The organism is Rothia uropygioeca (genome assembly GCF_004136585.1).
GTDB lineage: Bacteria > Actinomycetota > Actinomycetes > Actinomycetales > Micrococcaceae > Rothia.
The window spans coordinates 1-22,213 of sequence record NZ_NOIR01000002.1 but is presented as its reverse complement, the minus strand read 5'-3'; the positions used below and the strand labels follow the sequence as shown (position 1 = coordinate 22,213).

The window sequence follows — 22,213 nt, the reverse complement described above, 5'->3', positions numbered from 1 at the left end:
ACCCGACGTCAAACAGGAGAACACCACATGACTGGGCCAGGACCTGGATTAGGGCAAAGAACAGAACGTAGCTAGATTTTGCGTTGGGCAAACCGGCTCCTGGGGCAGAGCCCGAGCTCAGCTCTGGTCGATGAACTCTTGCTTGTACTGTCGGACGACGTCGTCGAAGTTGTCGTCCCGGACGAAGCCAAGCTCCAGGAGACGATCCACCGCGAACTCACCCGGCCAGGAGCACACGATGTCCATAACCTGTTGGTCGGGTTGATCGGTGACCAGGGCCCTGGCCCGTGAGCCACCGACGCGTTCGAGCGAAGCAAGCATCTCGGAGACCGTCACACAGATGCCGGGGATGTTCATACCGCGCCACGCACCGATCTCCTCTCCCAAGATTTCCAGCGCGTGGACGAGGTTGGACACGGCGGCATCCGGGGAAGAGAGCCACATCCGGGTTTCATGGGGTACCGGGCACGCGGACTCGATTCCGTTCAATGGTTCCCGAATAATTCCCGAAGCGAAGGACGACGCCGCAGAGTTCGGCTTGCCGGGCCGGACCGAGATGGTCGGCAGACGACAGATCCGGCCGTCCACGAATCCCTTGCGTGAGTACTCATTGACCAGCAGCTCCCCCATGGCTTTGAAAGCCCCGTACGTCGAATCGGGCTGTTCGGCCCAAGTGTCCTCGACGATTTCCGGCATCTGACCACCGAAGACGGCCAATGAACTCGTGAACACGAAACGGGGCCGATTGCCTGCCCTCCGGGCCGCCTCCAACAGTTCGCGCGTCCCGTCGAGGTTCACCCGCAGAGCCAAATCGAAGTTCTCCGCCGACCCGCCCGACAGCACCGCGGCCAGGTGGTAGACGGCAACCGTGTCCTCGCCAATGATCTCGGCCAGCAGGTCCGGGTCGGCGAGGTCCCCGACCGCCGAGCTCACCCGAGCGTCCTCGCTCCGATTCTCGGCCAAGTCCAGAGACACGATGCGATCGAAACGAAACCCAAGGTTCCCAGCATCCTGTCGCTTCAGCAGCTCCGCAATGACCCTGCTCCCAAGGAACCCTGCGCCCCCGGTCACGACGATCTTCATTCCGTTTCCTCTCTGACGGCTCCCATGGTCTGGCGCATGTGCGACCTCATGGCCTCGCGCGAGCCCTCTTTGTCTTTGTTTTCCAGCTTTTTCAAAATCTCTGTATGCCAATGGATCGCGTCGTTGCGCACTTTCCGCGTCGACGAGGTCTCCATGCGCACGGCGCGCAGAACCTCTTCCAGCGGACGGTAAGTCGCGGCAAGATATTCGTTGCCTGCGGCCTCAATGATTACCCCGTGAAATGCGATGTCCGCTTCCACAGCGCGAGCGACGTCGGGTTCGCCGTCGCTGTTCTCGACCTCGACCATAATCTCGACCTGCTCCCGCATGAGCTTCAGCTGTTCGTTAGTGATCCTCGCCGCGGCGAGTTCGGCTGCTCCGATTTCCACGATTTCGCGGACCTCGGTCAACTGCTCCACGAGGTTTCGACTCTCGCCGCGCATCCGACCGCGCAACTCCATCAGCTCCACGTTGAGCAGATCCCAGTTCTCGACGGGGGCAATCCGATTCCGTTTGCCGTGTTTCACCGTGATCACCCCTCGCCCGGCGAGCGTCTTGATCGCTTCGCGAATGGTCAGTCGGGAGACGTCGAGTTCGTCGGCCAGGACGCCCTCGGGCGGCAATTCGTCTCCCACGGACACGACACCTTGGGCAATCCGGTCCAGGATCGATCGACTGACGTGGTCGGCGAGATTCTTCACCACTGGTGACTCCTTGGAAGACGCATGTGTGAACTGGTTGACAGTATTGCACAAAAAGCTACACTTATCAGATATCTGATCACAGCCAGTGATGGCTCGCGTCACTCTGGCCGGAAGTAGAAGTCGATGGAGATTTCATGTCCCCGGTAACTCTCGTCCTTTTGGGATTGGCCGCTGTCGTCGTCATCCTGGCGCTCATCATCAAGGCAAAAGCCCACCCGTTCCTCGCATTGCTCCTGGTCTCGGTCGGCCTGGCACTGGCCGCCGGAGTTCCTCTGGACAAGATCGTCCCCATGCTGGAAGACGGCATGGGCTCGACCCTCGGGTCGGTTGCTCTCATCGTGACGCTCGGTGCCATGATGGGTCGCATTATCGAGGTCTCAGGCGGAGCCGATGTCCTGGCCAAGATGTTGCTCACCAAATTCGGTCCCAACCGAGCTCCTTGGGCACTCGGGGCGGCCGCTTTCATCTTCGGCATCCCCGTGTTCGTCGATGTCGCCCTCATCGTCCTCATGCCGATCATCTTGTCGGTCGGACGCCGTCTTCAAGGCAACATGCTCAATTACGCTCTCCCCACCGTCATGGGCCTCCTGACGGTGCACGTGGTGCTTCCTCCGCACCCGGGCATCGTGGGCGGAGCGCAGGTCATGGGCGCGAATATCGGCATGGTGCTCCTCCTGGGACTGGTTCCGGCAATCATCATGTGGTTCGCCTCGCAACTGATGATCCCGTTCATCACCCGCCGTGTATTTTCTCCCGTCCCGGCCATCTCGGCGGCGGAGATGCAGGAAGCCGGTGAGGATTTCGACGAGGAATCGACCCAGTCTTTCCCGAAGGTCGACAATCCGCCGCGCGCTTGGGTCGTGATTCTCATGATCCTGATCCCGCTGGTTCTGATCATGTCCCAAACCATCACCTCCATGACTCTGCCTGCGGACAACGGGGTCGTTCAGTTCTTCTCCTTCGTGGGGGCCTCTCCGATGGCTCTCGTCATCGGCGTCGTCATCGCAACCGTCGTCCTCGGCTACCGTAGAGGCTGGGGGCTGACCCAGGCCGAGGACGTCATCAACTCCTCCCTTCCGCCGGTAGCAGCGGTCATCCTCATCACCGGAGCCGGTGGCACCTTCGGGCATGTGCTCCAAGAAACCGGAGTCGCCGACGCCGTCGCCAATGCCCTGGCCGGTACGGGTCTGCACATCTTGGTGATGGCGTGGTTGATGTCAGCCCTGATTCGCGCGGCCCAGGGTTCCGCAACCGTGGCGACCCTGACCACCGCGCCACTCGTCGCGCCTCTGGTGGCATCGCTCGGTCTCGCTCCGTTGCAGGTAGCACTCGTGGCGGTCACCATCGGCATCGGCTCGATGGCCCTCTCCCACGTCAACGACTCCCTGTTCTGGGTGTGGTCCCGATACAACCAGGTCAACACCGCAACGGGGCTCAAGTCCTACACGGTTCTGACCACGGCAACATCGATCGTCGGCTTCTTCGTGGCCCTGGTCATGTGGCCGGTGGTCTCCACCCTCGCCTGATTTCTTCTCCGAAGGAGTTTCACCATGCTTAATTCACCCCGACGATTGCTCGTTCTCGACGACGACCCCACCGGTTCGCAATGCGTCCACGATGTTCCCGTCGCCTTCGAACAAGACCCCGGAATCCTCACGGGGTCTTTGGAACAGCCGGGTTCCACGTGCTTCACACTCACCAATACTCGGGCCTTGGAAGAGAACGCCGCGGTCTCGCTGAACCGCAGGACTCTGAGTGAATTCTTGGAAGCCTCGCCCCAGAGTGATGAGACGCCTCTGCACGTGGTCTCCCGGTCGGACTCCACCCTCAGGGGTCACGTGGTTGCGGAGCCCAATGCGCTGGCCGACGTTCTCTCCGAGCACGGCGTCGACGTCGACGCGTTCCTGTTCTGCCCCGCGATGATCGAAGCGGGCCGCTTCACGGAAGGCAATGTCCACTACGCCAAGGTCGACGGGGCAGCGCGAAGAGTCGAGGACACAGACTTCGCACGGGACGCAACGTTTGGCTACCATCATTCCGACCTCACGAAGTTCCTCGAGGAAAAATCCGACGGTACGGTCCAGGCTTCCGAGGTCCTCAGCCTCTCGCTCGACGACATCCGCTCCGGAGGGCGGGAAAAAGTTGCCGAGATTCTCGCCGGAGCCTCGAACAGAACGTGGGTCGTCGTCAACGCGACCGATTACTCGGACATGGAGGTCGTCGTCGACGCCGTGACCGAATTGGAAGCTCGTGGACATCACTTCGTCACACGGTGCGGTCCGTCTTTTGTCCGCCCTCTCGCCGGTCAAACCGAGCCCCGCATTCTCGGGCCGTCGGACATATCCCTGAGCGGCGACAGACTACGTCACGGCCTTGTGGTGGTAGGCTCCCACGTCGGCCTCACCACGCAACAGCTCGAGGAAATTCAGCGACGCGGGAGCCTGACCGAAATCGAAATCGATGTGGAACAGCTTCTCGATCCGAGCCGACGGGACCACCACCTGAACCGGACGGTCCAGACGATCCGAGAGGGCCTGAAGAACAACGACGTCGCCGTCTACACCAGCCGGAAACTCGTCTCGACTTCGGACCCGGCCGAGTCCCTCGACATTGCCAGAAGCGTCTCCGATGCGGTGGTAGAGGTCGTGGAAAGGAGCCGCGATGCTCTCCCAGCCTGGATCGTCGCCAAAGGAGGAATCACCTCCCATGAAGTTGCCCATCGGGGCCTGGGTATCCGCCTCGCGAGGGTTGAGGGCCAGTTCTTCCCCGGTCAGATTTCGCTCTTCAAACCGGAACACGCTCCCGAGAATGTTCGAGACTGCCCTTATGTGGTCTTCCCCGGAAACGTGGGCAGCCGCGATGCTCTCGCGGAGGTCATCGAGCGCCTCCAGGCCGCCTCACGCTGAACAATCGCCACGAATCACAGAACGGACAACATGAATCAGAAAAGTTCCATCGGTTGGATTGGACTGGGCGCGATGGGCGCCCCCATGGCCACGGTCGCGGCCCGAGCAGGCCACGCGGTCACGGCATTCGATCTGAATCCGGCCGTGCTCGAATCGGTCGCACCGCTCGTTGATACCGCGAATTCGGCCCGTGAGGCTGCCATGGGTGCGGACGTTGTCGTCATCATGGTCGCGACGGGACCTCAGTTGGATGCGGTGCTGTTCGGCGAGGACGGCATCGCTGATGTTCTTTCGTCCGGGACCACGCTCCTCATCATGTCCACGGTCGGCCTGGCCGCTGTGCAGCGTGCTGCACGGGCTCTGGAACCGTTGACCCAACACATCGTCGACGCGCCCGTCTCCGGCGGCGTTGCCCGTGCCGGCACGGGCGACCTTCTCATCATGGTGGGCGGCAGTGACAAAGACGTCGCTTCCGTCAAGCCCCTGCTGGACGCCCTGGGTTCGAATTGCCCGGTGGTCGGACCGGAGCCGGGCGACGGCCAGAAGTTCAAGGTCGTGAACCAATTGCTGTGCGGAGTGCACATCGCCGCCGCGGGGGAAGCCCTGGCTCTCGCGGATTCGATGGGGCTCGACGTCGCTCAGTGCCACGAAGTGCTCAATGGCGGAGCCGCTCAATCCTTCATGTTCCAGGATCGGGGATCTCGTATGGTCAACGAGGAGTTCGACGAAGCCCGGTCCGCCCTGAATATTTTCGTCAAGGACATGGGGCTCGTGACCGACGCGGCCCGGGCCGCAGACCAGCCGGTTCCGCTCGCTTCAGCGGCGGAGCAGGTGTACTTGAGAGGTCGCCGGGAAGGGCTCGGCCGCAAGGACGACTCCGTGGTCTACCAGATGCTCCGTGAACGGGACCGCTGAGCCCTAACCGTCGGTCAACTCCCCCCACAGGCGATCGACCTGTGCGGCGGTCTCTTCCTGGCTTCCTGAATTGTCGATGGTCCAGGTCGCTACGGCCCGCCGTTGGTCGTCGGTCGCTTGGGACCTGATGCGGGCTCGGGCGTCATCCTCGCTCATCCCACGCGTCGAGACCAACCGTTCGATCCGCACATGCTCCGGAGCCTCGACCACGATCACACCGTCGAATTTGTCTCCCTGGCCGGTCTCGACGAGAAGCGGAATGTCCTGGACGATGACGCCGGAGAACCCCGATTTCGAGGTCGACTCATCGACCAGGCGCTTCGATTCGGCCCGGACCGCTGGATGCACAATCCCGTTCAAGCGTTCGCGCGCGGAGTCGTCGCCGAACACGATACGGGCCAGCCCGGCCCGATCGAGTGAACCGGATTCGTCCAGGACGTCAGGACCGAATTCTTGTGCTACCTCGTCCAGAACCGGCGAGCCGGCGACCATGAGCTCACGGGAGATCGCGTCGGCGTCCACCAGGACGGCCCCGTGGTCCGTCAGCAATCGCGCGACGGTCGACTTGCCGGAACCTATGCCGCCCGTCAGGCCCACGTGCTTGACCGAATCTGTCATTGGTCGCTTCCTCTCCTACCGCGTACTTGCGTTCCCCACCTTATCCGTCGGCGGGCACGGTAATCCGAATCGACCGGAATAGACTGGATGAGTGACCGATTCTTTCGAAACCCGCGCCCGCATGTACACCGTCCTGTCCGGAAACGGGCCGGTCGAGACCGTGCTGGAGATCAAGAAGAGCGAGTTCATCGGACACGTGGCCCGCGTCGAAACCGAGGAGCAGGCCCGCGCGTACATCGAATTGTTGCGAAGGCGGTACCACGATGCACGGCACGTATGTTCGGCCTTCGTCCTCGGAGCGGACCGTGAGATCCAGCGTTCTTCCGACGACGGTGAACCGGCAGGTACCGCGGGGATCCCCATCCTCCAGGCACTGATTTCCCACCGAACCAGGCAGGACGATGAGTCGGTGACCGATCTGTCCGACCTGTGCGCGGTGGTGGTCAGGTACTTCGGCGGAATCAAGTTGGGTGCCGGCGGTTTGGTGCGAGCCTATACGGACGCGACCGTACGGGCGCTCGACGCCGCGCATTTTGCTTCCAGGCAGAGACTTCGGCAGGGTCGGATCGACATGCCTCACGCGGAGGCTGGCCGCCTCGAGAATGAGCTTCGCGCATCTGCAGTCGCGGTTCTGGGAACCGACTACGGCGCTTCCCATGCGACGCTGAATATCGCGGTCACGGACACAGAAGCCCAACTCAACGAGGCCGAAAACCTTCTCGCATCGGCGTCGTCGGGGGAATTGAATCTGGTGTGGGGCGGCACGGAATGGGTCGATCGGTAGATAACGTCCTTCGCACCGCGACCGCTCATTCGGCTGGAGGATGCATCCAGTGAAAAAGACAAGGAGCGGAACTGTCTCTTCCGCCGGCCGTTGAGTTTTGCCCCGGGAACGCGAATGGCCCCTCACCGTACGGTGAGGGGCCATTCGTCTCAGCAATCCCGCTACGGGAGCTTTACCGGTTTAGTTGTTGCCGGTGAGCTTCTCGCGCAGTGCAGCCAGTGCCTCGTCCGAAGCCAGTGTGCCGGAATCGGCTGCCGGAACCTCGGAGGAGTAGCTGGACGGAGCCGGAGCTGCATTCGAGGAGGAAGACGACGAAGAGGAGGAAGACGAAGCCGAACCGGTTGCGGCGGTTGCTGCTGCGTCGGCATCTTCGGCCAGGGCCTTGCGGACCTGCTCCTTGTGGGCTTCCCAGCGAGCCTGAGCGTCAGCGTACTGCTGCTCCCAGGTTGCGCGCTGAGTCTCGTAACCCTCGAGCCATTCGTTGGTCTCGGGGTCGAAGCCCTCGGGGTACTTGTAGTTGCCCTGCTCGTCGTACTCCGCGGCCATGCCGTACATGGCCGGGTCGAACTCGGTGCCGTCGGGATCGACGCCCTCGTTGGCCTGCTTGAGGGACAACGAAATGCGGCGGCGGTCCAGGTCGATATCGATGACCTTGACGAAGAGCTCATCTCCGACGGAGACGACCTGCTCGGCCAGATCCACGTGGCGGACAGCCAGCTCGGAGATATGCACGAGGCCCTCGATGCCGTCTTCGACGCGAACGAACGCACCGAAGGGAACCAGCTTGGTGACCTTACCGGGAACGACCTGACCCAGCGCGTGAGTGCGGGCGAAGGTCTGCCACGGATCTTCCTGGGTTGCCTTGAGCGAAAGCGAAACACGCTCGCGGTCCAGATCCACCTCGAGAACCTCGACGGTGACTTCCTGACCGACCTCGACGACCTCCGAGGGGTGGTCGATGTGCTTCCAAGACAGCTCGGAAACGTGAACGAGTCCGTCCACGCCGCCCAGGTCCACGAATGCACCGAAGTTGACGATGGAGGAGACAACGCCCGTGCGGACCTGCCCCTTTTCCAACTTGTTGAGGAACGAGGAGCGAACCTCGGACTGGGTCTGCTCGAGCCATGCACGGCGGGAAAGGACCACGTTGTTGCGGTTCTTGTCCAGCTCGATGATCTTGGCCTCGATCTCCTGGCCGATGTAAGGAGCCAGGTCGCGAACGCGGCGCATCTCCACGAGGGATGCGGGGAGGAAGCCACGGAGACCGATGTCCAGGATGAGGCCGCCCTTGACGACCTCGATGACGGTGCCGGTAACGACGCCGTCCTCTTCCTTGATCTTCTCGATGTCGCCCCAGGCACGCTCGTACTGAGCGCGCTTCTTGGACAAGATCAGACGGCCTTCCTTGTCCTCCTTGGTCAGGACGAGAGCCTCAACCTCATCACCAACGGCAACAACTTCACCGGGATCGACGTCGTGCTTGATGGAAAGTTCGCGGGACGGGATGACGCCTTCGGTCTTGTACCCGATATCCAGCAGAACTTCGTCGCGGTCAACCTTGACAACTTCGCCAGAAACAAGGTCGCCGTCGTTGAAGTACTTGATGGTCTCGTCAACGGCCTTGAGGAACTCTTCTTCGGTTCCGATGTCGTTGATCGCGACCTGCGGGGTGTTGGTGGTCATGTAGTAGGGGCTCCGATGTGGATAGATTACTTACTCGGTCGACTCCGACCCGCCTTGCGGCGGTCTAGGGACGAAGCCGAACATTTATTGGACTGCGCGCACATGGTGCGCCCACTAAGTCTATGGCTTGACGCAAGTCGGGTCAACGCGTAAAAGCCCAAAACACGCCGATGTCTGCGGAACCTCCCGGAGGATTCGGCGAATGATTGCTTTCCGCGAGAAAGATCCGTCTCGTGGGCGTCGTTAGAAACCGAAATCGCAGTACGGTTCGCTCTTGACCGCGAACATTTCTGCGGCTTCTTCGGCCCCTTCTCCGAGCACCACTCCGTACTGAGCCTCAAGAGCGCAGCCCCGGAATACCGCAGAGGCCAACCGGTCCGCGGGGAAACGCACCCTGGCGGCAGAAGGCGAGAGGGCACAATCGTCCTTTGCGTGGTCCCCACGCTGGCCCGGTGTCCCCAGACCGTCGGCCGGAGTCACCTTTGCCGCACCGTTGCGGATTTCAAGGGCATAAGCGCCGGTGATCAGACCCAGCGGATCATCAACCAGCAGGACGATCTCGCCGTCACGACCGTAATAACGTGCCTCGAGAACCTTGACCACGTCCAGAATACGGGTCCAGATGAGATCGGCCTCGCCCTTGGACCTCACGGCCCTGGGATCCTGCAAGATCGAGGACAATGCCATCCCTGGAGCGTCTTTGAAGTCGACGACGTCCAACAGATCCACCGTGAAAAGGTGGTTCCATAGACCGACCGAAGCGGCTGACGTGGCGGCTTGGAAGTCCACGATCTTCGCCCTAGGAGGGTCCGACTCATACCCCTGGTGCTCAAGGACCAAGAAGCCCTCGGGCCCCGAAACCCCGCTATAGACGAAAGCCTCTCGGTTACGCGCCACCTCGATCGAGTTGTTGTGCAGATCGACGATTCCCAGGGTGTCCTTGATGTGAGTCCGAAGCCGATTCACCTGGCCCGGGCGGATCCGCACTATCCTCTGCGCCAGCTCTTCCGCGAGCCCCAACATTTTGAGCGGTTCGGCTTCGAGGACGCTGCCGCGGATCGCTCCGGTCGACTCCAATGCGCTGGCCAGCACTTGCGGGCGACGCCGAATATCCAACTCGTAGTCGCAGAACCGAGTGCTCACCCCGTACCCGAAGCGTCCGTAGATTCCGCCTTCCGAAGCGGTCAACGCCGAGAGAGCAAAGCCTTCACGCTGGGCAGTCTGGAGTTCTTCGGTCATCATCGTCCGCAGGAGACCCCGGCGCCGATGGGAGGAAGCAACACCTACACCCGAAATAGCCCACGTTCCAATGGTTGCAGCGCCTACGTTCATGGCCCGGGGAAAGCCGACGATCGTCGAAACTGGCCTCGGGGTCGTACCGGCCCATTCGGGTGCCGGATCTGTCTCTTCGTATCCTCGGTAGACGAATCCTTCGTGCTGATACTCCTGTGCCTGGTAGTCCTGCACGTCTCGCGTTCCCGGGTCTTCGTGGAAGCCGCGTTGCACCCGCCCGTGGAAACGCCGGTAGGCCTCGGTGGCCTTGCCATCGGCACCGAGTGCTTCTCTGATCTCAAAAGGCTTCAAACTCATGTGGTTCCTCTTCGATTGACGGTTCAGCTAGTGAGCGGCGTCGTTCCAGGAGCGTCCGTGACCCACCTGGACCTCGAGGGGCACCCGGAGTGTGACGGCGTTGGACATTTCCTCGCGGAGAATGGCCTCCGCCGCCTCGTATTCCCCTTCGGTGACCTCGAGGATGAGTTCATCGTGGATCTGAAGCACCATTCGGGTCGAAAGCTTTTCCTCGCGCAATCGCCGGTCAACGCCAAGCATCGCGATCTTGATGATATCGGCGGCCGAGCCCTGGATCGGGGCGTTGAGCGCGGCACGTTCCGCATTGTCCCGCACTTGACGGTTCGAGGAATCCAAGTCCGGAAGGTAGCGCCTGCGGCCGAACATTGTCTCCGTGTAGCCGACCTTCTTGGCCTCATCGACTACTTCACGCAAGTATGTGCGCACTGCGCCGAAACGTTTGAAGTAGTTGCTCATCAACCCGCGCGCCTCGTCCACGGAAATGTTCAGCTGCTTCGACAGACCGTAACTCGACAGACCGTAGGCCAGCCCGTAGCTCATGGCCTTGACCTTCGAGCGCATTTCCGAGGTGACGTCTTCCGGGGCGACACCGAAAACCTGCGAACCCACGAATCGGTGGAGGTCCTCCCCCGATTTGTAGGCGTCGATCAGACCCTCGTCCTGGGACAGATGTGCCATGATGCGCATCTCGATCTGGGAGTAGTCCGCCGTCAACAGAGTCTCGTATTCGGCACCGCAGACGAACGAATTGCGGATCCGTTTGCCCTCGGCCGTCCGGACCGGGATGTTCTGGAGGTTCGGATTGATCGAGGAGAGCCGTCCCGTGGCCGCCGTGGTCTGGCCGAATGTCGTGTGCACCCGATTCGACGCCGTCGTCGCGTCCTTGAGCGCGGTGACGAATTGCTGGAGCTTGGTGAACTCGCGGTAGCGCAGGAGATACCCCATGAAATCATGGCCCTTGGTGCCCGGCTCGAGTTTGGTCATGAGCTCTTGCAACGAAGACGCGTCGGTGGTGTACCCCGAGGAGATCTTGCGCGTCTTGGGCAGATCCAGGGTCTCGAACAGGACCGTCTGCAACTGTTTGGGCGAGGAGAGTTTGACGGCTTCTCCGACCACCTGATCCGCGTTGCGTTGCGCGGTGTCGATCTCAGCCTGAAAATTCCCTTGCAGGGTGTCCAGCTCTTGCACGTCCATCGCGATCCCGTTGGTCTCCATGTCGAGCAGGACATGCGACAACGGGACCTCGATATCATCCAAGATCTTTTTGGCCCACCCGTGCTCGGCCAGGCGTTCGGCTATTACATCTGCGGCTTCGTGCATCAGCCAGGCAGCAGAGGCGAAACGATCGAGGCTTACCGAGGTGTTCTTCTCCCTCGATTCCTCGGATTCCTTTTTCAGCGCCGCGGCGGTCGGTTTCTTGAGTTTGGTACCGAAATCGTAAGTCGTGAATTCGGCAGCAAGTTCCTGAGGGCTGTATCCGCGTGCTCCGGGGCGCAGGACGAAAGCTTCGAGGGCGAGATCCCGGCCGGCGTCGGGAAGCTCGTAACCGAGCTCTCGCAACGCCTTGACCAGCTCTTTGAGGTCGGAGACCAGCAGGTCGCCCGCGCGGTCGTTCAATGTGGAAGACAGAGCCTCGGTCAGATTGGCATCGGCCTGTTCCAGACGCACAGATCCGACGGACTCACGCGTGGCCAGGAACAGGACATCGCCTGCCCGGTAGTCCTGCTCGAGCGTCAGAGCCAGAGATGTTCCCGGCTCGGCGACGACCTGCGCCAGTTCGTCCGGCGTGAGAATTTCGTGACGCCCGGGTATCTCGATCTGAGGTTCCGGTTCGGCCTTGACCAGGTCCACGCGGACCCGCTTGCGGAGGCGATTGAATTCGAGCTCGTCGAACAGTTCATCCATCGCCTCGAGGTCCGGCTCCCGACGCTCCATCTGGGCGAAGGTGACGGGCAAATCGACGTCGCGCTTGAGCTCGTTAAGACGGAAGTTGCGACGGACGTCATCGAGGTGGGCACGGAGGTTCTCTCCAACCTTCCCACCGATCTCGTCCGCGTGGTCAATCACGGACTGCAAATCCCCGTACTGATTAATCCACTTGCTGGCCGTTTTCGGTCCAACCTTCGGTACGCCGGGCAAATTGTCTGCGGTTTCCCCCACCAGCGCGGCGACGTGACGGTACCTGTCCGGCCCGACGCCGTATTTCTCCTCGATGTCCTCTGCCGTCCTCGGCGGGATATCGGAGATCCCCTTGGTCGGGTAGAGCACGTGAGTGGTCTCAGAGATGAGCTGGAAAGCGTCCCGGTCGCCCGAGACGACGACGGTATCGGCATCCGCGTTCTCGGCCAATTTGGAGCCGGTCGCGATGATGTCGTCGGCTTCGAATCCTTCGACCGTGATCCACGGGATGTTCAGGGTGTCCAGTACCTTTTGGATGTACTCGATCTGCCCGGAGAATTCCTCGGGGGTCTCGGCACGTCCTCCTTTGTATTCGGTGTACTCCTCGGACCGGAATGTCGGCCCGCTCAGGTCGAAGGCCACGGCCACGTGAGTGGGTTGAAGCTGGCGGACCATGGTGAGCAGCATCGACGTGAAGCCGTGGATTGCGTTGGTGTGCTGCCCAGCGGAGTTGGAAAAACGGTCCACGGGCACCGCAAAGAATGCACGGAATGCCATGGAGTGGCCGTCGATCATGAGGAGTCGTTTGCGCTCCCCTGCGTTCTCGGCGGGATCGGCGGGTTCAGGGGTATGCTCGGCCACGGTGGCCTCCTCGGCGGGCGTTGTCTCGGATGCGGAAGTCACCTACCAATCCTAATCACAGGCAGTGACGAGTTTGAGCGAGACGATGACGAATAACCCCTATACCGATTCTCTGATCAGGGCAGGAGTGCCGGAACAGTACCATTCACGCTTCGCTCGGAACGGTTTGGGCGGTTTGGCGGAGAAGTTGGGGATCGTCTTCGAAACCATGGGCCCGGACCTCATGGTCGCCAAGTTCCCGGTTGAGGGGAATGAACAACCGTTTGGGCTCCTCGACGGCGGGGCGCATTTGGTTCTGGCGGAGACTCTCGGTTCTGTTGCGTCAGGTTTGGCCGGAGGAGAGGGCAAACAGCCCATGGGCGTGGATATCAACGCAACGCACCAACGTGCCGCTTCGAGCGGATGGGTCACCGGCACGTGTACGCCGATCCACGTCGGGCGAACGCTCTGTATCCATGAGGTCGTGATGACCGACGATGCCGGCCGTCGCCTCTCGACGGCACGGATCACGAACTTGTTGGTCGACCGCCGCTAGAACCGAGATCGCACGAGCCGCTTGACGCATAGCGGGCTACGGCCCTGGCAATCCCTGATCAGGTAGCTCAAGCGACCTGGGAAACGATGGTCTCCGCAACTTCTCGCATGGAGAGCCTGCGATCCATCGAGGTCTTCTGGATCCAGCGGAATGCTTCCGGTTCGGTGAGGCCCATTTTGGTGGTGAGCAACGATTTGGCTCGCTCGACCAACTTCCGGGTTTCGAATTGTTCCTTGAGACCGGTGACTTCTTTCTCGAGTGCCTTGATCTGCTCAAAGCGGCTGACTGCCACCTCGATCGAAGGAATCAGGTCATTCTCGGTGAACGGCTTGACCACGTAGGCCATTGCCCCCGCCTCCGTGGCCCGATCCACGAGTTCTTTCTGGCTGAAGGCGGTCAACAACACCACGGGGGCGATGCGTTCCTTGGCAATCACTTCTGCGGCGCTGATGCCGTCCATCTTGGGCATTTTGACGTCCATGAGCACCACGTCGGGCTCATGTTCTTTCGTCAGTTCCACGGCCTCTTCCCCGTTGCCGGCCTCGGCAACGACGTCGAACCCTTGGTCCTTGAGAATCTCCACGATGTCGAGCCGGATCAGGGCTTCGTCTTCTGCGACGACGACCCTGCGCTTGTCGACCTGCTCCGCTTCCGGAGCGGGCACTTCGAGGTCCAGATTCTCCTGATCGGGCGTCGGCTCTGTCACCTTGTTCTCCTCTAACGTCACGTAGTTGTCCGTGCCGCCGTGCGGCTCGGACTTAAAGTCCTTACTCAAACGCTAGTTTACGTCCAACTGGTCAATCCGTGCTCGTCAGAGTGGCTGCCTGTGAACATTGCTTCACGCCAAGGGGCAGCGAACGCAGAGAACAGAGCCCGGTGCCGCTTCGTTCGAAGCGGCACCGGGCTCGTGATCCTACCCAAAAACTTGAGTCGGCAGGGTTATTCGCCGGAGACGGCGTTGGCGAGCTGTTCGAGAGACTCCTCCAACTGCTCCTGGGAAACCAAGGGCATGCCCAGCTCTTCGGCGGCCTTGGGATCCATCTTGGACCAGTCGTAGGTCAACGTCACGTCGGCCGATGACGAGCCCGTGGATTCCAGGCTCCAGGTCCATTCCCAGCCCGGAGGCTCCTCACCGGCAGGTGCCGTCTGCCAGGCTACGAGCTTGTTCTCGTCGAATCCCGTGACGTAATTGTCCGTCTTGTAATCGCCGCCCATGTGCGGGCCGTTCATATTCATACGGAAGACGTCGCCCGTCTTCTGAATACGGTCGGTCTTGTCGTCGGAGACGACGTAGCCGGATCCGTCGAATTCATGGTGGCGCTCCGGATTGCTCAGGAGGTCGAAGATCTTGTCGGATGGCTCGTCGATGGAGCGGGAAACGGTAATCGAAGTCGTCTCGGACATATGGTTCTCCTCTGCTTGACTGCAGTGGCTGCCGCGTCGGAATGACCTTCGGCGGAAACCTGGACACCATCAACCCTAGTGGCCGCCACCACGCTTGACGATCAGCCAAGAGCTGATTTCCAGGGCGAGAGCCTCGGCGACTGCGGCAGTGACGGGGTCCGCGGGGTGAGCCGCTGCATTCGGCTGACGCATCGGGATGAACCAATCGGACAGCCGATACCCCCCGGACACGACAAAAAGAGTTCGTGTCAGATGCGGTTTCCGGCGTGTCCTGCCCATACACTTCGAATGTCCCTCACTTCACTTGGAGCCACCCATGTCTTTGCATAGATCCCCCCTGCCCGAATTCGCTTCTCGACACGGTCGCGGAATGCGAATCGCAGGCGCCGGCGTCGCCCTTGTTCTCTCCCTTGCCGGTTGCGCAACGGGCGCTTCTTCCGAAGCCGCCGCGGAGTCATCGGCAGCTCCCTCCACGACGCCGATCGTTGAGGTCTCCGATGTCCAAGCAACCGGCGACGACGCCCTCACCGCACTTGAAGCCCTACCCGTGAAGGGCAAAGCGCCGAAGACGGGTTACAAGCGCAAAAAGTTCGGCCGCGCGTGGGCTGACACCGACCAGAACGGATGCGATACGCGCAACGACGTTCTGAGCCGCGATCTGTCCGCGGTGTCCTACAAGCCCGGCACACAGGATTGCAAAGTGACCTCGGGCAACCTGGTGGACCCTTACACCGGCAAGGACATCGCCTTCACTGCCGGCAAGTCCACCAGCAGCGCGGTCCAGATCGATCATGTGGTCAGCCTCTCGAACGCATGGCAGACAGGCGCTCAACAACTGACCAGCAAGGAGAGGAAGCAATTGGCGAACGATCCGCTGAACCTCCTCGCCGTCGACGGCCCCACGAACCAAGGCAAGAGCGACGGTGACGCCGCCACCTGGTTGCCGTCCAACAAACAGTTCCGATGCGACTACGTTTCGCGGCAGATCGCGGTAAAGACCAACTACCATCTGTGGGTCACGAAGGCCGAGAAGGACGCCATCGAAGGCATTCTTGAAGGATGCCCCGGGGAAGTCCTGCCGTCCGGTACCGATGCTCCGGAGGTCGGGCAAACGGCAGACCCCGCGCCGGAGGAAGTGCCTGCATCAGAGCAACCGACACCCACCGAAGCACCGGCTCCGGCTCCCGCTCCGGTCGAGCCCGCCGCACCTGCACCCGCGGAACCCGCTGCACCCGCGGAACCTGCTGCACCCGCCCAGGAAGGTGCCTACTACGCGAATTGCACGGCGGCTCGAGCCGCCGGAGCAGCACCCCTGTACGCCGACTCCCCCGGATATCGGCCAGCCCTGGACCGCGACGGCGACGGCGTCGCATGCGAGACAAAAGGCTGATCTACTGCATTTCTCCTGGTGGAATGGGGGCCCATCACCTTCTTCGGAGGATTTCGCGGCGGCAAACAGGGACCCATCGAGTGCTTTTGATCGCATATCTATATATTCAGCATTTGATCGTATAGCTATTAAATTTTTGACTATCAAAACTTCTTCCGTAAAGTAGATTCGCCATATGGGCGAATACCACTGGAAGGATTCCATGAAAACACGTGCCAAAAATATAGTTTCCCGAAGGGTCCTAGCGAAGGGGGCGATGTGGGCAGCACCCGTAGTGGCAGCAACAGCTTTTGTACCTAGTCACGCAGTTTCCAACGCACAACCCACCCCACGGGTCAGCGGGAATATGCAGGTAAAGAGTGAGTGCTTCTTCAATACCGACAACATCATCCGGATTTCCAACGTCGCGAACTACCCCAGAGGGGGATTTTGGGTCGAGGAGGCACAAGCCTCAAGCAAAGCCACCGACGCCAAGATAATATTTTACTTCCCCACGAACCTCGGCGACCTTAAGTGGAGAGCGCAGCGGAACAACGGTTTATGGTCGACCCCGACTTACGATTCCACTGCACCCACAATTAACGGATTCAGAGCCTATACCACCACCTATCACGGGACCTGGGAGTACAACGGGAGAAACCGCATCTTATTGACCACTTCCGGGATGGAGTTCGTGGCCAATGGGCCTCAAAACCTTTGCAGGGCCACAGTAACTACACACGCCATAAGATCGGTCAAAGTCGACGGAGTGGTGCGCACAAAAAAAACAAAGAGCACACTTACTTAGTCCCACAAATAGGCGTATTTCAGGACAGTACGACTCAACAAATCACTATATCGCTACGGTCCGTTTGTCGGAGCACGAGGCCTGCACAAAACTGGCCTCTGGCTCCGACATATAATTTCCCAAATCGAGTTTCGGTCAGACATACAACCCAAGGGGCGAACGGGCTAGAAGGTATTCGAGCAATCGAACAGCATGGCGGATCGACCTTGCGGTCGTCGCTTCCCTCCCCGTGGCGTGCCGACGCGCAGCCGACCTCGGAGTTTACCCGCATGGCCCAGCGAGCGCGTTTCTCCCTCTGACACGGAAACTGACAGCCCGATATTCACGGCGTGAGCAACAGCGAAGCCTAGGAGTCCCGATTCCAGACCTCCCGGACGCGACCTCCCCCGAACACGCACCCCTGACACCCCATAATCAGAAGATCCGCATTGTGGCCTGGATTACCCGGAAATTTAGTTATTTATGCAATCAGAATTTTAAGAAAAAGATTCCTGTTCTGTACATTGCCGGGTGGTCGGCCTAGATTGCCGTGAGTAGCCATCACAATCTTCGCGCATCAGAGAAGAGCAACGATGTCCATCGTTTCCACCGCGGTCGTCGCTTCCACCGCATTGCAGATCCTTGGCGCGACCCGCAACCGCGCCCAGAGCTGGCGTTCGAAGGAAATCGGAACCTAGATCGCGATCTCACCGAGGATGCGCTGAACAACCTGGGAGACGCCGCCTCGAACCTCGGCACGTACTCCTTCGAACGGACAATCACCGCTATCAGATCGGGCCGGCGGGAAAATTGGCCCCTCGCTCCAGAGATCTCGTCGGTGCCTGAAATTGTTTTCGAATTCCTTCGAACCGACAAGATGGACGGCTGGCTCTACGTCCGAGAATCCGACGATTACCCCCTCCAGGCGCTCCGTCAGGCGTTCGTCGCCTCATGTGCGACTCATCGCACCTCCGAGGCGCTGGCCGCGTTCATCGTGACCATTTCCGGCTTCGACCTCTTCAATATGCACACCGCTTTCTGGGGCTTACTGATCAGATGCGTGACATCGCGCTTCCTCGAGCCTGGAGATTATTCAACCGCGCTCGACCCGTCGGACCCCGCCAAGGCATCTCCGTCGAGCAGATTGTCCTCGAACGAGAAAAGCGAATCCCAGCGGGAACCGTGCGCCGGCAGCCACAGCGGTATCCGCGAATGCTGGAATCAACCCCCGCTCCCCCAAATCGGCAGTCACTGAACTTGTCCCGACCCTCTGAATCCTGAAAACCTGCAAACTGAGTCCCACCGAACGGGCCGGCTTCCTACGGGGGCCCGCCGTGGCCTCGAATCACCGCACCGCGTCGTCAGTCGACACCAGATATTCCTTGCCAGGGACCTGGCCACGTATCCGCTTTGGTCAAGATCGCACTCAGCGCGATTCTGATTCCGGCGGTCAACGAGGACTCCGTGACGAACACACGTCAGGTGACTCCTCGACCGGACCATCGAATGCCACGCCGCCTTCCCATCACGTTCAATAAACCAACAGTAAAGTTATCAAAATTCCTAAAGTCAAAAATTGACAATATATAATGTCTATTCTATTTGTGAACGAGCCACACGACACACCAATCACACCAATCACACCATTCAGGGAAAGTTAGATTATGCTCATTCTCGCGGGCCCCGCCTGGCGTGGCCAAGGCCCAGCACATAGCTCGGTACGACAAATACAGCATTGGAGTTGATATTTATGAAATGGAAAATCACTTCGGCAATTTTCTGTCTGACCCTTATTGTTCCCATTGCGACGTCCACGCCCACACAGGCTTACACCCAATTCGAACCAGATAGCGTTCACGATCAAAACAGTAAGACAACAGTCTACACCGAGGAACCGTCCCTTGAAGACCCCACCATCGACCGTCACGGAGTAACCTGGCCAATATTCGAAACGCCCCGACACCATTTTAAAGACATAACTTTCCCCATGATCATTAAGGATTCACCCGATCTTCGCCAGTTCTTCTTCTCAAATGAATTTCAATACGCCGAGGCCGACAGCACCGGGTATTTCGGCCTGCAACCGATGCAACCGACCAAGGACGGCCATCGCCAAGTCTCCGTCCGGTTCAGTTCCTTCAACGAAAACGCCGCTCCGGTTGACACCGATCTCTGTCGCCCCGGGGCCGACGGTGATGATGGTGTGACCTGCGCATCGGATATCCCATTCACCCCAGGCGCACAATACGATTTGACTCTGACTTTCACGAAAGAGGACCACACCTTCCGTGGCAAAGTCATCGACACCGTTACCCACAAGGAATACAGCGCTGGCGCCTACAGAATCTTAGATGAGACAGCAGGCATATCCTCCACCGACATAGAATCCTGGCACGAGGACTACCGCCGACATCCCCAAAAAGGAAAGTGCAACTCAAAAGCGTTCCCCTACTACGAAGTATTGCTTAAACGCCCCCAGGCAACCACCGAGGACGGCACCAAAGAGACAGCAGTATTCAAGGATCTCAAGCTCAAATTTCAAGACATCTGCCCGAACGGGGACCATTCCTCCGTCAACCCAGATGGCACGGCCACCTGGCGTCTCGGATTCAAATAGATTCAGGGCAATCAAAACAAACTGGCGTGAATAAACGCCTCATGGGCTGAATTCCGTTTGAGAGAATCGGACCCAACCCCATGTTCTACCGAGCAGGGCCCTTCCCCACGTCCGGCAAATTTTATGCAAAACTGAACCACCGCCGTCAGGTTGAGGGGTCTCATCAACAGACGTTGAAGCGAGAAAACAGCGCTGACGCTACAAAATGAAAAGAGAACAAGGGGTCTCCCGCGCGCTCAACGGGCCAGGCATCACTTTTGATTGCAGATTCGGCCATTGGATCGCCCTCATAACACAGTGCCCCAAATCACCGAAATATATAGGCAACTTGGGGTAATATATTACCGTCGTCTCGGGGAAGTCGGCTATGTGTCAGCTTGACTTCCATGTACCGAGTCGACATCTCGTGTGATGCCGGGTCCCCTCCTCAGCGCGTAGAGAGGAGGGGACCCACCGACACAGTGCCAATTTGGCGATTTACCACCCTGTTGGCTCATGTTAGGGCCAGATTGGCACAAAAGACCCCCTTGCGCCAAACGGTGCATGGGGGTCTCTTTCATTGGCCAACCCCATGCTGTCAGGGTCCCTTGAAATCACCGCCACCAAGACCACGTTCTGGTCTACAAGCGCCTGAATCCAGGCCATATTTTCTGTGCCACACATGTCCACTCACGCGGTTTGCTGCGCCTCAATTCCGTGTGGTTCCGGAGTCAACATCGCACCGCGTCGCCCGCTGCGACCGTCGTCGAACCGGCAGAGGCTTTCGGTCGCCGTCGCCTCAAAAGGCATACAGTCTCCATTTACTCGGCACACTGCTTATACTCAGATTATTATCCCTCTACACCTAGGAGACACCAAGTGGGAACCTACCCCAACGAGCCTCAGAGCAACCAGTCCCCCAACCAGCAATGGCAAGGACAAAACGGCAACTACCAACCGCCGAAGAAGAAGCGCAAGGGTCTATTTGGTTGCCTCGGCTGCCTCGGACTCATCGTGGTTATCGCGATCATTGGGGCAATAATCTCCGCAATAACAGGCAACAACTCGAGCGATTCCGGCAACAAGACCTCCAGCTCCCAGTCCGCTGCCTCATCCTCTGAGACACAAGCGCAGTCCACTGCCACTGATGAAGCAGAAGCCCCCCAGGCGACCAGCGAAGCCAGCGCACCGAGTGAGGAATCGACTCCGTCGGACAATTCCGGCTCATCAGTTCCGAAGGAATACAAGTCGGCGCTGAAAAAGGGGGAAACTTACTCAAAGATGATGCACATGTCGAAGCAAGGAATCTACGACCAGTTGACCTCAGAGTACGGTGAGAAGTTCTCCCCGGAAGCCGCACAGTATGCCATCGACAACATGAATGCAGACTGGAATGCCAACGCACTGGCAAAGGCCAAGGACTACCAAACTCAGCAGAACATGTCGCCTGAAGCGGTCCGCGATCAGCTGACTTCGGAGTATGGCGAGAAGTTCACGCAGGAGGAAGCAGACTACGCCGTACAGCACCTCGACCAATAGGCACGTTCAACACAAAGACCCCCACCCACCAATGAAGGTGAGTGGGGGTCTTCAATATTCAGGCGTTAGACAAGCTCAGCAACAGTCTGCCCTGAAGCAGCTCGATCCAGGTTGAGCTCAGTTGCCGGCAGAAACTCTTCAATTCTTGCCTGGACGTCTCCGTCCTTGAACCGGACGACAACGCTCGCAGCGTGTAAGTCGATGCAGTGTCTATCAAACTCTGTTGGGGTGGTTTCGCCCATATAGCGTCCTGACCAGCTCGCTCACGCCAGGGCCTCTTGAGGACTCGATGTTGTCACCGTGACGAGCAGTCTACCGAGTCGATGTTGGGTCGATCACGCATGTTGGGAAGTCTGTTGAGGACACCGAAAATCGGGTCAGCCCTGACGATGTACGGTTTCGCACAATCCCGGCCAAAGGGAGTGGGAGAAGATCCTCGAACTCGCAGAGCCGCCCCCATACCGGTTGCATGACACGAGCCATACGGCGACGACGGTGATGTTGGTGCAGGGCGTCCCGGCCCATGTGGTGTTGGAGGTTCTCGGGCATTCGACGATTCAATTGACGATGAACACGTACTCGCACGTTCTGCCAGAGCTGTCGAGGGAGGCGGCCAACGCGGTGGAGAGGGCGATCGGAGAGTAGCCGAATGACTAACTGAGACAAAGAAAGCGGGCCTTGCGTAGTAAAGTTTGTACCACGCTATGTCCGCTGTTTTATTGACTAGTACCCAAGGTGGGACTTGAACCCACACTCCGTGAGGATCCGCATTTTGAGTGCGGGAAAGCGGGGTTTCATTATGTCTCAGGGCGTCCAATACGCCCGAAATATCAAGGTTTTATTCGGGTCACGTCTCACCATGTATCACCCGTGTGACCGTCACGTGACCGTCAGACGGTCACGCCCACTTTCCCGTCACCCTCGGAGCCCCCCCCCCCCC

General features: G+C 59.7%; 18 protein-coding genes and 1 pseudogene. 11 read left to right on the top strand and 8 right to left on the bottom strand.

Translation table 11 applies throughout. The features are described 5' to 3' along the window. Nucleotides 1–117: 117 nt before the first annotated feature. Together denD and EWR20_RS04445 are read right to left on the bottom strand one after the other, a co-directional pair. On the bottom strand, nucleotides 118–1,083 hold the full coding sequence (gene denD / locus EWR20_RS04450; protein ID WP_129359452.1) for a D-erythronate dehydrogenase: 966 nt from the start codon (nucleotides 1,081–1,083) through the stop codon (nucleotides 118–120). Beyond that, entirely contained in the window at nucleotides 1,080–1,787 is a 708-nt protein-coding gene (locus EWR20_RS04445) for a FadR/GntR family transcriptional regulator (protein WP_165000952.1), read from the bottom strand. Before EWR20_RS04445 ends, denD begins: the two co-directional genes overlap by 4 nt. Nucleotides 1,788–1,921: 134 nt before the next feature. Here EWR20_RS04445 and EWR20_RS04440 point away from each other — a divergent pair, with 134 nt between their 5' ends. From EWR20_RS04440 to EWR20_RS04430, 3 genes are read left to right on the top strand one after another with little or no spacing between them, the layout of a single operon-like run. Next, on the top strand, nucleotides 1,922–3,313 hold the full coding sequence (locus tag EWR20_RS04440) for a GntP family permease (RefSeq protein WP_129359450.1): 1,392 nt from the start codon (nucleotides 1,922–1,924) through the stop codon (nucleotides 3,311–3,313). 24 nt (nucleotides 3,314–3,337) lie between these two features. Next, a complete protein-coding gene (locus EWR20_RS04435) occupies nucleotides 3,338–4,693 on the top strand; it encodes a four-carbon acid sugar kinase family protein (protein ID WP_129359449.1) in 1,356 nt (451 codons plus the stop codon). Between the two features lie 30 nt (nucleotides 4,694–4,723). Then, complete coding sequence (locus tag EWR20_RS04430; RefSeq protein WP_129359448.1) at nucleotides 4,724–5,608, top strand: NAD(P)-dependent oxidoreductase; 885 nt, start codon at nucleotides 4,724–4,726, stop codon at nucleotides 5,606–5,608. A gap of 3 nt (nucleotides 5,609–5,611) precedes the next feature. Here EWR20_RS04430 and coaE read toward each other — a convergent pair whose 3' ends face one another. Continuing rightward, complete coding sequence (gene coaE / locus EWR20_RS04425) at nucleotides 5,612–6,226, bottom strand: dephospho-CoA kinase (protein ID WP_129359447.1); 615 nt, start codon at nucleotides 6,224–6,226, stop codon at nucleotides 5,612–5,614. A 121-nt stretch (nucleotides 6,227–6,347) separates the two neighbouring features. Here coaE and EWR20_RS04420 point away from each other — a divergent pair, with 121 nt between their 5' ends. Continuing rightward, the gene (locus tag EWR20_RS04420; RefSeq protein WP_129360105.1) at nucleotides 6,348–7,010 is read left to right on the top strand and encodes an IMPACT family protein; all 663 of its coding nucleotides are present in this window, start codon (nucleotides 6,348–6,350) and stop codon (nucleotides 7,008–7,010) included. A gap of 180 nt (nucleotides 7,011–7,190) precedes the next feature. Here EWR20_RS04420 and rpsA read toward each other — a convergent pair whose 3' ends face one another. The 3 genes from rpsA to polA form a co-directional block, all read right to left on the bottom strand. After that, entirely contained in the window at nucleotides 7,191–8,693 is a 1,503-nt protein-coding gene (rpsA, locus tag EWR20_RS04415; protein WP_129359446.1) for a 30S ribosomal protein S1, read from the bottom strand. A 243-nt stretch (nucleotides 8,694–8,936) separates the two neighbouring features. Then, complete coding sequence (locus tag EWR20_RS04410) at nucleotides 8,937–10,283, bottom strand: GNAT family N-acetyltransferase (protein ID WP_129359445.1); 1,347 nt, start codon at nucleotides 10,281–10,283, stop codon at nucleotides 8,937–8,939. 27 nt (nucleotides 10,284–10,310) lie between these two features. After that, a complete protein-coding gene (gene polA / locus EWR20_RS04405; RefSeq protein WP_129360104.1) occupies nucleotides 10,311–12,977 on the bottom strand; it encodes a DNA polymerase I in 2,667 nt (888 codons plus the stop codon). Between the two features lie 130 nt (nucleotides 12,978–13,107). Between polA and EWR20_RS04400 the strand changes: the two genes are divergently transcribed. Beyond that, nucleotides 13,108–13,578 carry a hotdog fold thioesterase gene (locus EWR20_RS04400; protein ID WP_366150735.1) on the top strand — a complete coding sequence of 157 codons (471 nt, stop codon included), beginning with the start codon at nucleotides 13,108–13,110 and terminating at the stop codon, nucleotides 13,576–13,578. A 67-nt stretch (nucleotides 13,579–13,645) separates the two neighbouring features. On the opposite strand, the gene EWR20_RS04395 is transcribed toward EWR20_RS04400, so the two are convergent. Both EWR20_RS04395 and EWR20_RS04390 read right to left on the bottom strand, forming a co-directional pair. Then, on the bottom strand, nucleotides 13,646–14,254 hold the full coding sequence (locus EWR20_RS04395; RefSeq protein WP_371811982.1) for an ANTAR domain-containing response regulator: 609 nt from the start codon (nucleotides 14,252–14,254) through the stop codon (nucleotides 13,646–13,648). A gap of 263 nt (nucleotides 14,255–14,517) precedes the next feature. Continuing rightward, the gene (locus tag EWR20_RS04390; protein ID WP_129359444.1) at nucleotides 14,518–14,982 is read right to left on the bottom strand and encodes an SRPBCC family protein; all 465 of its coding nucleotides are present in this window, start codon (nucleotides 14,980–14,982) and stop codon (nucleotides 14,518–14,520) included. A gap of 316 nt (nucleotides 14,983–15,298) precedes the next feature. On the opposite strand from EWR20_RS04390, the gene EWR20_RS04385 reads away from it, so the two are divergent. The 6 genes and pseudogenes from EWR20_RS04385 to EWR20_RS04360 form a co-directional block, all read left to right on the top strand. Next, entirely contained in the window at nucleotides 15,299–16,372 is a 1,074-nt protein-coding gene (locus EWR20_RS04385; RefSeq protein WP_129359443.1) for a GmrSD restriction endonuclease domain-containing protein, read from the top strand. 175 nt (nucleotides 16,373–16,547) lie between these two features. Further along, a complete protein-coding gene (locus EWR20_RS04380) occupies nucleotides 16,548–17,159 on the top strand; it encodes a hypothetical protein (protein ID WP_129359442.1) in 612 nt (203 codons plus the stop codon). A 529-nt stretch (nucleotides 17,160–17,688) separates the two neighbouring features. Beyond that, the gene (locus EWR20_RS04375; protein WP_129359441.1) at nucleotides 17,689–18,393 is read left to right on the top strand and encodes a benzoate/H(+) symporter BenE family transporter; all 705 of its coding nucleotides are present in this window, start codon (nucleotides 17,689–17,691) and stop codon (nucleotides 18,391–18,393) included. 495 nt (nucleotides 18,394–18,888) lie between these two features. After that, nucleotides 18,889–19,755, top strand: a complete 867-nt coding sequence (locus tag EWR20_RS04370) for a hypothetical protein (protein ID WP_129359440.1) — start codon at nucleotides 18,889–18,891, stop codon at nucleotides 19,753–19,755. 858 nt (nucleotides 19,756–20,613) lie between these two features. Then, nucleotides 20,614–21,273 carry an Ltp family lipoprotein gene (locus EWR20_RS04365; protein WP_165000951.1) on the top strand — a complete coding sequence of 220 codons (660 nt, stop codon included), beginning with the start codon at nucleotides 20,614–20,616 and terminating at the stop codon, nucleotides 21,271–21,273. A gap of 426 nt (nucleotides 21,274–21,699) precedes the next feature. Continuing rightward, nucleotides 21,700–21,918 (top strand): annotated as a pseudogene (locus tag EWR20_RS04360) (tyrosine-type recombinase/integrase); the annotation flags it as partial. Between the last annotated feature and the right edge of the window lie 295 nt (nucleotides 21,919–22,213).